Origin of the sequence: Clostridium magnum DSM 2767 (assembly GCF_001623875.1) — a bacterium.
Classification (GTDB): Bacteria; Bacillota; Clostridia; order Clostridiales; family Clostridiaceae; genus Clostridium_AM; species Clostridium_AM magnum.
On sequence record NZ_LWAE01000001.1, the window covers coordinates 429,796 to 442,349 of the forward strand.

The 12,554-nt window shown below is 29.9% G+C and carries 11 protein-coding genes; all 11 read left to right on the forward strand.

The features are described from left to right. Positions 1-326: 326 nt before the first annotated feature. On the forward strand, positions 327-992 hold the full coding sequence (locus tag CLMAG_RS02075; RefSeq protein ID WP_066617261.1) for a hypothetical protein: 666 nt from the start codon (positions 327-329) through the stop codon (positions 990-992). Between the two features lie 94 nt (positions 993-1,086). Beyond that, complete coding sequence (locus CLMAG_RS02080) at positions 1,087-2,457, forward strand: VanW family protein (RefSeq protein ID WP_066617263.1); 1,371 nt, start codon at positions 1,087-1,089, stop codon at positions 2,455-2,457. Positions 2,458-2,758: 301 nt separating this feature from the next. Beyond that, on the forward strand, positions 2,759-3,517 hold the full coding sequence (locus CLMAG_RS02085) for a prepilin peptidase (RefSeq protein ID WP_066617265.1): 759 nt from the start codon (positions 2,759-2,761) through the stop codon (positions 3,515-3,517). A 48-nt stretch (positions 3,518-3,565) separates the two neighbouring features. After that, positions 3,566-4,873, forward strand: coding sequence for an O-antigen ligase family protein (locus tag CLMAG_RS02090; RefSeq protein WP_066617268.1), 1,308 nt, complete (start codon positions 3,566-3,568; stop codon positions 4,871-4,873). A 32-nt stretch (positions 4,874-4,905) separates the two neighbouring features. Next, on the forward strand, positions 4,906-6,597 hold the full coding sequence (locus tag CLMAG_RS02095; protein ID WP_066617275.1) for a GspE/PulE family protein: 1,692 nt from the start codon (positions 4,906-4,908) through the stop codon (positions 6,595-6,597). Between the two features lie 39 nt (positions 6,598-6,636). Further along, complete coding sequence (locus CLMAG_RS02100; protein WP_066617277.1) at positions 6,637-7,842, forward strand: type II secretion system F family protein; 1,206 nt, start codon at positions 6,637-6,639, stop codon at positions 7,840-7,842. Between the two features lie 29 nt (positions 7,843-7,871). Beyond that, the gene (locus CLMAG_RS34125; RefSeq protein ID WP_066617279.1) at positions 7,872-8,345 is read left to right on the forward strand and encodes a prepilin-type N-terminal cleavage/methylation domain-containing protein; all 474 of its coding nucleotides are present in this window, start codon (positions 7,872-7,874) and stop codon (positions 8,343-8,345) included. 151 nt (positions 8,346-8,496) lie between these two features. Next, entirely contained in the window at positions 8,497-9,564 is a 1,068-nt protein-coding gene (pilM, locus tag CLMAG_RS02110) for a type IV pilus assembly protein PilM (protein ID WP_161486911.1), read from the forward strand. Between the two features lie 15 nt (positions 9,565-9,579). Continuing rightward, positions 9,580-10,284 (forward strand): PilN domain-containing protein, encoded by a 705-nt coding sequence (locus CLMAG_RS02115; protein WP_066617280.1) that lies wholly within the window; start codon positions 9,580-9,582, stop codon positions 10,282-10,284. Beyond that, the gene (locus CLMAG_RS02120; RefSeq protein ID WP_066617282.1) at positions 10,271-11,512 is read left to right on the forward strand and encodes a hypothetical protein; all 1,242 of its coding nucleotides are present in this window, start codon (positions 10,271-10,273) and stop codon (positions 11,510-11,512) included. The genes CLMAG_RS02115 and CLMAG_RS02120 overlap by 14 nt, the downstream gene beginning before the upstream one ends. 13 nt (positions 11,513-11,525) lie before the next feature. Beyond that, complete coding sequence (locus CLMAG_RS02125; RefSeq protein WP_066617283.1) at positions 11,526-12,551, forward strand: type IV pilus modification PilV family protein; 1,026 nt, start codon at positions 11,526-11,528, stop codon at positions 12,549-12,551. Positions 12,552-12,554 lie beyond the last annotated feature (3 nt).

Sequence of the window (12,554 nt, forward strand, 5' to 3'; positions counted from 1 at the left end):
AAAGTATGAAGCTAAGTAATAAGTGGATGTGATTATTTATGATGTGGAAATTATTGGCCATTCAGTTGATATCTTTTATTATATCCTTATTTTTTTATCAAGCTATTCTCAAACTGCTGAAAAGATTTATGTTTTTAAAAAATTATAAAATTACGCAGAAGTTTTCTTGTATAATAGTATGTTTTGTTATGTTTGTAGTGGGGATAGTTTTTGGGAAAGATATTATATATAATATATTATAATTGGATTTAGAAGTAACACCTTAAATTATGCTAAAAATATAAATTTTAAGTTTAAGGAGATTTATGATTAGGAGAGAGAAGAATATGTCGAAACTTATGGATGTGTTTGAAAAACTTAATTTAGTTGAAAAAGTTAACGATGAAGCAAACAATGAGGTAAATGATGAGGTAAACGACGAAGCAAATGATAATTCCAAGATAGATGATGAAATAATAGAAAAGAAAGTTGAACCTAAAGACATCGAAATAGATGTGGAAGAAAGTTATACTGAATCTTTTCAAAGTAATACTGAAAAAAAGCAAAAAAATTCAAAATTAGATTCAAACCATGAGAGGAATATGCACATTCATGAGATTTATGACTTATATGGTATAGAAAATAGTAATGTTAATACAGTTTTTATGTTAGGAAACTTTATTAACGCTCTTCCTGAAAGTTTGCCATATGAAGTAAAAAAGCAATCATTAATGGGTATTATTGCAGCTTCAAATACAAATTTGCGGAATCTTCTTTCAGATGGTGAAAAAAGGTTAAATGCACTAAGTAAGTATACAAAGGAATATAACACTTCAATTAATAATATAATAAAAGAATATAATGAAGAAATAACAAAATTAAATAATCTAATAAATACTTATAACGAGGAAATACATGTAAAAGAAGCAATGTTACAAGAACAGAGTAATACAGTACAATACGAAATAGAAAAGATAAATAGCATCATAAATTTCTTTAAAAAGGGTGATTAATCACACTATGATTTTTACATAGACAAATTCTTATGCAGTTTATAATAGTCAATGCTATATTTTATTAGCTGTTGCAGAATTAAGAGGTACATTTATGAGAAAAAGAAAATATCGTATTACTAACACTGCAAAAATTTTAATTTTAGAGTTTTTGCTCAGTTCAGTTGGTATGCTATGTGGTTTTACATGGAGAATACAAAGTGAAAGTAAAAAGTGGGACAACTTAATATATCCCGGTATAAAAGTAGCTAATATAGACTTAAGTGGTAAGACAAAAGCAGAAGCCAAAAAATTAATTCAATCACAGTACATTGATCCGCTATTAAAAAATAACACAAATGTATTAATTAATGATAAAGTTTATGTGTTAGAGAATTCGAAATTAATTACAAACTATGATATGGATAAGGTTCTTAATGCAGCTTTTAACTTGGGAAAAAATCTTAATTCATATAAAAAATGTGAGCTTTTAAAAAGAAGCACCACACATCAGTACAATGTATTCTTTGAGTATAATGAAAACTATATTAAGGCTTTTATAAATAAAGTTGAAGAAAGCGTTAACAAGGAACCACAAAATGCTACTGCTCGAAAGATAAATGATGGTACTATAAAGATTACAGACGATATCAAAGGAGAGAAGATAGAAGAAGAAAAACTTGAAGAAAATATTAAGAAAGAAATAAATAGCAGATATAGTGAAAATATAAAAATCCAAGTTCCAATTGAAAAAGTCGCAGCATCTATTTTATCAAGTGAACTTTCCAGTATAGATACTAATATTTCATCTTTTAGTACAAGCTTTGAACTATCGACAGATGAGAGAGCTCACAATATTGAATTGGCAACAAGTCTGATTAATGGCAAGATACTAATGCCGCAGGAAACCTTTAGCTTTAATGATTGTGTAGGAGAAAGAACAAAGGATAGAGGATTTGTTGAGGTACCGATTCTAGAAGGTAATGTTAGTGAATCGGGATTTAATGGAGGGATATCACAAGTATCTTCCACTCTATACAATGCTGTATTGAAAGCTGGAATAAAACCAGTGGAAAGAACACATAACATTATGCCCTTTTCATATGTGCAGCTAGGGCTAGATGCCATTGTAGATTGGAATAATATTGACTTTAAATTTAAAAATACATTGAAATATCCAATATATATAGATGCGTACACACAAAAAAAGAGTTTATATGTTAACATTTATTCTAATTCCAGCTTAACAAAAAGAAAATATGACATTATAAGTGATGTGTATGAAACAATAAAACCAGATACAAAAACTATCAATGATTCTGATTTGCCTGAAGGTCAAGTTTCTGTTGTGCAAACTGGATATTCAGGACATAAGGTAAAAGTAAAAAGAGATACATATGAGAATGGAATAGTCACTAGTTCAGACGTTATTTCCTATGACTTATATCCACCAATATCTAGTATAGTTAGACAAGGTGCAAATTAAATAATAGATTAATTAATAAAAGTGTAGTAATTTTAAAAACTGTTTAATATGCAGTTTTTTTCTTTTGTCAGAGTTTTGTAAGAGGAAGGTAATAAAATATAAATGTGATAAAAAAGTTTATTGAGTATGTTTATATAATATGCTAAAATAATAGTAATAAAAGTAAATTAGGGATACTGAGAAATACATAGCCAAAATTGGGCATCAATGGCGTGTATGGAGTGAATGATGCAACCGACCCTGTATTCATAGATATATTTATGAGTATGGGGTTTTGTTTAAAATAAAATAAGGAGTCAATATGATTATTTTATTTGGAATTATTTTTATATTTGGTGCTATAATTGGAAGTTTTCTTAATGTATGTATATATAGAATACCAAGAGAAGAATCCATTGTTTATCCGCCATCAAGTTGTACAACCTGTAAAAATGTGATTAAGGGGTATGATTTAGTTCCTATAATTAGTTATTTGTTTTTAAAAGGAAAATGTAGATACTGTGGCGAAAAGGTATCGATAAGATATCCAATTATAGAATTTACTACAGGAATATTATTTGTAATTACATTTATTAAATTTGGAATAAGTTTAGATTTCGCTAAGTATATAGTATTAATAAGTTTATTAGTAGTCGTATCAATGATTGATTTAGATACTACAGATGTTTATTTTTCAACGACTCTAACAGGTATAATTTCTTCGGCAATATTTCTAGGTATATATCTTTATATGGATATACCAATAGGTAGTTATATATATGGAGGAGTTATAGGTGGAGGACTATTGTCTTTAATAATATTGATAACAAAAGGCGGTATGGGTTGGGGAGATGCAGAGATTTGTCTTGTATGTGGATTATTCCTAGGTTTAAAGCTTACTATTATAATGTTATTTTTATCTTTTATTATAGGATCAGTAATAGGTTTGTTGCTTATATTATCAGGGAAGAAATCTAAGAAAGACTATATTCCTTTTGGGCCTTTTATAGCTATAGCTGCAATTGTAACTATATTTGTTGGAGAAAGAATTTGGGTATTATATACTTCTTTAATTTTTTAATAATAGAGAACTAGATATTGATATGACAGAGGAGGAAATAAATTCGTTATGACTGATACTAAGGTGTTTAATTTATATACTCTGCTAATAATTTGTGGGGTTCCCTTGATTATAAATCCATTTTCATCAGATTTGTATAGTCATCCAAAAATTCTCTTTGTATATGTAATAAGCGGTATATTAGCAATATTTCATTTTATTAAATACAGAAACAGAGGAATTCAAGGACAACTAGGAGAATATGCTTTAGTTACATATATATTGTTAGCAGGAATATCTACAGTATTGTCTGTAGATCCGTATCAATCAGTTTTAGGAGCACCAAAAAGGGAAGAGGGTTTTGCGGCTATATGTTGCTACATATTTATATACTTTATTTGTTCCAGATACTACAAGTTTTCAAAGGAACATCTAAAATATTTAGTGGTTTCATCCTTTATAATATCTATATATGGTATATGTCAATATTATGGATTTGAACCTTTAAGAAAAGTTCTAGGACATACAGAAGCTATTGCTACAATAGGTCATAGAAACTTTATGGGTAGTTATATAACTCTTATTATGCCTATAAGCATTTTTGCATTTGTATACAGTAAAAAATATATATACTTGTTATTAAGTTGTCTTTTGTACCTATGTATGTTATGTGGATATACTAGAAGTGCTTGGTTAGCATTTGTATTTTATGTATGTCTATTATTTTACTTTTTTTATAAGTATAAGATGAGTCTTAAAAGATTTGTTACTATAATTATAATATTTTTTGTTATTACTATAGGATTTAATTCTATAAATAATAATGCGACTCTAAATAGAATGTTAACTATAAAATCAGATGGATGGTCTATTCTGACTAATTCAAGGGATAAAGAAAGTGCAGGATCACATAGATTTTTTATATGGGAAAGAGGTGTCCAGCTACTTAAAGATAGACCACTTATAGGAAGTGGTCCAGATACATTTGGTATAGTTTTTATGGAAAAATTTACAGAGGATGTAGTGACACCAGGCAGCGGATTTATCCATATAAAGAAGGATGAGAAGGGTAATGTTAAAAGCATTAATGTAGAAAAGATTGATAAAGCACATAATGAGTACTTGCATACTGCTGTTACTATGGGCATACCTTCACTTATTTGTTATTTAATATTCATTGGAGGGATAATTTTAAAGGCAAAGAATAATATAAAAAATAATATATTTATAATCCCTATATTTTGCAGTATACTAGGGTATTTACTACAGGCATTCTTTAATATTAGTGTAGTAGGGGTTGCCCCAGTTTATTGGGCTATCTTGGGGATAACTATAAACTTTTTAAAGAATAATAGTAGTTTACAAGAGATTTCTTAAAGCTAATTAAGATATTAAAGAGGGAATGTAATATGGATCATGCTACAAAAAAAAGACTAGGAGATATGTTAGTTGAAGAAGGAAAGATAACTACAGAGCAACTTTCAGAAGCTCTAAAAAAACAAAGGGAGCAAGGGAAGCGTCTTGGAGAAATACTAATAAGTCAAGGAATTGTTTCAGAAAATGAAATTATTAATGTGCTTGAACAGCAGTTGAAAATCAAAAGAATAAAATTAGACATGATAAATGTGGATAAAAAAGCTGTAATGAGCATACCGGCGAACTTAGCATCTAAACATACTCTAATACCGGTAGCTTTTATGGAAGATAAAATACTTGTTGCAATGTGGGATCCTTTAAATATATTTGCTATAGATGATGTGAAAATTGCAACAGCATACGACGTTCAGGTGCTTATTGCTACTAAAGGGGAAATAAATAGAGCTATAGAGAGATACTATTCAGATCAATATGTTCAAAAAGCCGCTGAAGAATTATCTAAAGAGAAAAAACAGGAAGCAAAGTTAAACCAGCAGAATGAAATGGAGTTTGAGGATATAAAAAATGCTCCAGCAGTAAAAATGGTAGATCATATAATTAAAAGTGGAGTTGAAGTAAAAGCCAGTGACATACACATAGAACCCTTTGAAGAAGATGTGAGAATAAGATACAGAGTAGATGGTCAACTTCAGCAGGCATTAAAAATTCCCAAGGATACTCAGGCAGCGCTGGTTACAAGAATAAAGATTTTATCTAATTTAAATATAGCAGAAAAGAGAATTCCACAGGATGGAAGAATCATCACAAAAGTAGATGACAAAGAAATAGATTTAAGAATATCAATATTGCCTACTGTATTTGGTGAAAAAGTAGTTATTAGAATACTAAATAGGGATAATTACACTATAGGTAGACAAAAGCTTGGTATGGCAGAAAGTGAGAAGGAACAGCTAGACAGAATAATTAAAAATCCCCATGGTATTGTTCTTGTTACAGGGCCTACAGGTAGTGGTAAATCTACTACTTTATATACTATTTTAAATGATCTAAACAAAGTGGAATGCAATATAGTTACTGTAGAAGATCCAGTAGAATATATGCTTCCAGGAATAAATCAGGTTAATGTTAATGCTAAGGCAGGGCTTACCTTTGCCAGCGGTCTTCGTTCAATATTAAGACAAGACCCTGATATTGTAATGATAGGGGAGATACGAGATAGTGAGACAGCTGAAATAGCTGTAAGGGCAGCTATAACAGGGCACTTGGTTTTAAGTACAATTCATACAAATGATGCACCTTCCTCTATTGCAAGACTTATAGATATGGGAACAGAACCTTATTTAGTAGCTACTTCAGTTTGCGGGATAATATCTCAAAGATTGGTAAGGAAGATATGTCCCTATTGTAAAGTGAAATATGAAGCTAATGAATCTGAGAAAAAAATAATGGGCTTTGAAAAAGAAAAAAAATTAATTCTGCATAAAGGGAAAGGCTGTGGATATTGTAAAAATACAGGCTATTCCGGAAGAACAGGAGTCTATGAGATTATGGAGATAACTAGAAAACATAGAGAGCTTATTGCCAGTAATGCAAATAGTGATATTATAAAGGATTTGTCTGTGGAATATGGTATGAGAACTCTAAATATGGCCTGTAAAGAACTTGTACTTAAAGGAGTAACTACGGTAGATGAACTTGTAAAAGTAGCTTTTTTAAACGAATAGCTAGAATTTTCATATTAAGAAAGCAGGTGCATTTATAATATGCCTAGTTTTAAATATAAAGCAATAGGTAAAAATGGAGAAAAAATTGAGAATGTTTATACCGCTAATACCAAGGAAGATGTTGTAGCAATGATGAGAGGTAATAACTATTACCCTCTGAAGATTGAAGAAATTGTTGAAGGTACAAATATAGACTCTAAGTTATTTGTAAGGGTAAAAACAAAGGACATAGCTATTTTCTGTAGACAGTTTTATACTATGCTAAATGCAGGTGCCACCATAAGTATGTGCTTAAATATACTCGGTCAGCAGATTACAAATAAAAAGTTAAAAGATAGCATAGTATCTGTAGATGAGCAGGTAAGAAAAGGACTAACATTTTCAGAGGCATTAAAAAAACAAGGAACTATATTTCCTGATTTATTTATAAATATGGTGAACTCTGGAGAAGTCAGTGGTACTCTAGATACAGTAATGAGAAGAATGGCAGAACATTATGAAAAAGAAAGTAAAATAAATAACAAGGTGAAAGCAGCTATGGTTTATCCTACAGTACTAGGTATAATCTCCGTAGGGGTAGTTATTGCAATGTTGACCTTTGTAATGCCTATTTTTGTTGGTATGTTTAAGGATAATGGTGTAATACTCCCAGCACCAACGAAAATGCTTTTAGCAACAAGCAGCTTTCTAAAAAGTTTTTGGTACTTATTTATTGTTATAATACTTGGGATAGGTTTTGTACTAAAGTATTATTTTAAGACGGAAAATGGACAGATTTTTTCAAGTAAAATGAAGTTAACACTGCCTATATTTAAAAATATAAATGAAAAAATTATAATTTCTAGGTTTACAAGAACTTTATCAACAGTTCTCACCAGTGGAGTAAACTTAATCCAAGCACTTCAAGTTGTATCAAAGGTACTTGGAAATAAAATAATTGAAAACAAAGTGATGGAAGTGAGAGAACAGATGATGAAAGGAGGTGTACTTTCAGAGCCTTTAGCAAAAGCAGGCTTTTTTCCACCTATGCTTTGCTCCATGATTAAAATAGGGGAAGAGTCTGGTTCACTAGATGAAATATTGGACAAAACTGCTGACTTTTATGATGATGAACTGGATACTGCAATACAACAATTTACTTCCATACTAGAACCACTTATGATTTTGATCATGGGTGTAGTTATAGGGTTTATGGTAGTAGCAATGCTATTACCGATGTTTGATATGTATAATAACATACAATAAAATTTTTAAAATTGAAGGAGGAATTAAAAATGACAGAGACTTTAACAAAGAAAGTTAAAAAGAAGAAAGGTTTTACGCTTATTGAGCTTATTATAGTAGTTGCCATTATAGCAATACTAGCAGCTTTGGCTATTCCAAAGTTAATGGGGACACAGGATAATGCAAAGAAGAAGGCAGATATTGCCAATGGTAAACTAATTCATGATGCAGTGGCTACTTTAATAACTGAAGATAAAATAACATTATCAGGGACTACAGGTAGTACTACAATTGAAATAAGCTCTAGCGTAGCATCTGGAACAGATAATGATGATTTAGTAAAAAATAAATTGCAAACTATACCGGTTCCAAAATATAATCATACATCAAGTGTTAATACTCAATTTTGTGCAGTTATAGATAATGCTGATAAGAGTATAACTGTTTACGTAGATGCTGGTTCCACACATGCTTCATCAGATAAACAGGTGTATCCTACACCACATAACGATTATGCTAATTAAGAGCACTTAATTAGCATATAGTATATGAATAGGTCTTGGGACAATTAAACTAAAGTGTAAAGTTAAAATATTTTTTAACCTTACACTTAGTTTGTAGAATAAAAGAAAAAGTTATAAAAGAGTAAATCAGAACCTTAGAGAGGTGATTTTAGTGTTTCTAAAAAAAATCCTATCAATAGACATAGGAAGCCAAAACATAAAAATAGCATATGGAAAATACAACAAAAACAAAATTTATATAGATAAATTAATAATTACGTATACTCCACTTCACTGTATAGAGGACGGAAATATAACAGATAAAATAAAGCTAACAGAGGCAATAGGCCAAGTATTAGCTATCAATGGAATTAAAACAAAGGATGTCATTTTTACAACGAATAGTACTGATATTATAAGCAGAGAAGTGTTAGTACCAGATGTTGAGGATGAAGAACTAGATACTGTAGTACAATTTGAAATTCAACAGTACCTTCCTATAATTATGGAAGACTACATAGTTCAATATAACGTCTTAGAACATGTGAAAGATGAATCATCTGGGGGTATTGTAAATAAATTAAATGCCTTAACAGTTACATATCCCAAACATATGGCGGAACAATACCTTAAATTAGCAGAAGAACTTCAATTAAAGCCAGAGGCACTAGATGTAAACTTTAATGCAGTAAGTAAGCTGTTTAAAAATAGCTTTGATATAAATGGAGAAATATTCGTAAAGGAACAAACCACAGCAGTTATAGACATGGGTGCAGAAAAAATAAGTATAAATATATTTTCTGATGGGAAAATGGTTTTTAATAGAATCATATCTTCCGGTGGAAATGTTATAGATAGAAACATAGCTAGAAGCTTTGATGTTAACTTAGAAGAAGCTGAAAAAAGAAAGAAAGAGTTTTGTGATTTGTTAGGTGAAAAAGGAATAGCCCATATGGAAGAGGCTAATGCAGTAATAAGAGAAACTGTAGATAGTTGGATTGACGAAATAAGAAGAGTTCTTCAATTTTACACTAATAAAAAGGTTGGAAATAAAATAGACAAAATATTCATACATGGAGGAACGTCAAGGCTAAAAGATTTGGCAGGTTATATGGAAAATAATCTAAATATTCCTGTGTCAAATATTAATTCTATCAGTAATGTAGTGTTAGGAAAAGATGTAGTTAAGGAAAACATGGATTATTTTTTAAATGGTATAGGTGCATTAATAAGACTTTAGGTTGGGGGTAAACTTATGAAAAAAGACGAACTACTGAATAAGTTGAAAAAACTTAGTAACACAAAAATTGATTTACCCAAAAAAGAGAAAAAAAATAAACAAGATTTTAATTTCTTTGAACCATATAATGGTAAAAATAAACAAGAGAAAAATAAGCTATTACGAGCTTCTGTCGTTGTAGTATTTTTATGTGTAATTTTTATATCTAGTTTTATTTGGAATACAATTCAAATAAAGAATTCTCAAAGAGAGCTTGAGGCAATAAAAAAGGAATTAGAATCTCCACAAATCAAAGATAAATTAAGTGAAATAGATAAGCTTGATGGAAAATACAATATATTAAATAAATATTATGGTCAAGTATATATTATAAATGGTGCTCTCGAAAATAAGGATTTAGTTAATAGTGAATTAATGGGAAAAATCTGCTCATCCCTTCCAGGAAAAGTATCCTTTAAAAGTTTTTCTGTTACCCTTGGCGAGAATGGAAGTGGTGGGAGCATTGATATACAGGGGACTGCGGAGAGTAGAGTTAACGCTGCAGAACTTCAATACAATCTAAAATCTTTAGATAATATTAAAGATGTACAGGTTACCAATATTACTGACGCTGTAGGAAACATTGTTGTAGGTAACGATACTACAGGAGCTAATGTTTCAAAATATACTTTTTCTATAAAATGTACGTTAAAGGAAGCTGATGAAGATGAAGCTAAGTAAAAGAGGAAAAACACTTTTGGCAGTACTGATTTTTCTTTTAGTAACGGAAGGATATTATAACTTTGTATTTTCTCTACAAAGAGATAAACTCAATGATATTTTAAATCAAAAAGCAGAGTATGATAAAAAATTGCAGGATATACGTAGTAAGATTGCTTCTAAAAAGAAGAAAGAAGAAGACATAAAAATAATTTATGCTAAAGCAACAAGCATGACCTCAAGACTTTTTCCAGAGATAAGAGAAGAAAATTTGATTGTAGATATAGATAAGCTGTTAACTGACAACAACTTGAAGGCACTTTCTATTGCATTTTCTGATATAAAGGCTGTCACTGTACAAAAAACACAAAAAGAAACCAAAGATGATAAAGAAAGCAATATGAAGAGTATTGTGGATGAATATAATGGTATTCCAGTTAAAAAAAATAGTGATAGCAAGAATAATAGCACTAAGAATAGTAATAACAACAATAATAAAGATATGCCTTCTGTGGAAAATATGTCTGTAAGCATAAATTTTATTGGCACTTATAAAAACTTAATGGAATTTATAAAAAGTACAGAGGCTTACAGTAAGAGAATTGTTGTTTCAAATTTAAAAATATCTCAAGGGGCAACAGATCAAGTTACAGGAACTATGCAATTAGAACTTTATGCTATACCTAAAATTTCAGATGAAGATAAGGATTTCTTTAAGTGGGAGTTTAATAACGCTTATGGGAAGGTCAATCCTTTTGATGGAGCTGTGGAAGGAAATACTATATTATCAAGTATTGAAGATATTGGAAAAATTATAAAGGAACCAATATATGACTTTGTAATGTCTGTAAGGTCTGTAAGTTCAGATTTACCAACAGTTATGTTAGGAAGAGCAAAAGATAGTACTAAGAGTACATATGTTTATGCTGATAATCCACAAGTAGAAAGTGTAGAGTTACATTTAACTAAAAAAGATAACAAGTACTATTATAAATATAAAACCAGTAGAGATAAATATCCAGCTCAGTATGATGGGGATGGCGTGGAATTTACACCTAAAGAAAGTGGTATAGATTTCAAAATATATTCAAATAAAAGATCAGATGCTACAGATACTTCAGGTGTTAATATAAAAATTTATAACAAAACTGATAAAACAGTAAGTGTAAATATTGAAAGAGATGATGATGTAAAGCCAAGAGTGAGTATCTCAGGGGAAGGCGGTAATGTACAAATAACAAGAAATTAAAAGGTGAAACAAAATGTTTAATATAAAGAAAAAAGGATTAACGCTTATAGAGACACTTATAGCCTTTACTATTTTAACTTTCGTGTTAACACCTATGATGATGATCATAAATTCCAGCGTTAAAACAAACAAGTCTGGAGAAGATAAACAGCAAACCTTATATATAGCACAAAAATATGCAGAGGATTTTAAAAGTAAAGGTATAGATAAAAATAAATTAGGACAGATACAGACCTTTAAGAATAAGGACGTACCTGATGGAAATAAAGATTTAGATATACCAGATGGATATTTTGTAAATGTATTAGTAGAGCCTTTAACGGAATATAAATTTTCAGATGTAGCTACAGGAACAGCTACACAAGTAGCATCACCAAATCCTGATGAAAATACAGGTGATACCAATTATAATGGTTATGACAGCATTCAGTATGATGGGAAAATAGTAATTAGTAAGGACATGACAAACTTAGATATAGCAGCACATATGGAATTGGACATTAAGGATGGAAGCCAACATACTTATGATTTAAAGGATAGTTACACAGTAGAAATAAGTAATGGTAAAGATGATGGTAGCAACGTTTTAATAATAAATGTTAAAGATGATCATAACAACAATATTAATAAAGAGCCATGGGTAGTTAACAAAAATCCAAGTACTAGCAAAGATTCAAATGTTATTATACAAGTTGATGCTAATGAAAAAAATGAACCAACTGCAAAGTTGTATATAAATTGTTACAATAAAATAAGTGAAAGTAGTATGTGTGTGTACTTAGTAAAATCGAAGAATACTACTTTATCAGAGGAGTACAATAATGATGTTATAAATTCTTTATTAACAAATCAGCAAGGAAAAGTTAATATTTATTCTAATATTTATAATAAAACTGATACTACAAATGCTTATAGTAATACTGATACAAGAGTGTATAAAATAACTATAAAACTATTTAAAGATGGGCAAAATACTGATCCTCAAAGTGGGGATAAGCCTATAAGTCAGGTGGTAACTTATAAAACTGTTCAGCAGTAGGGA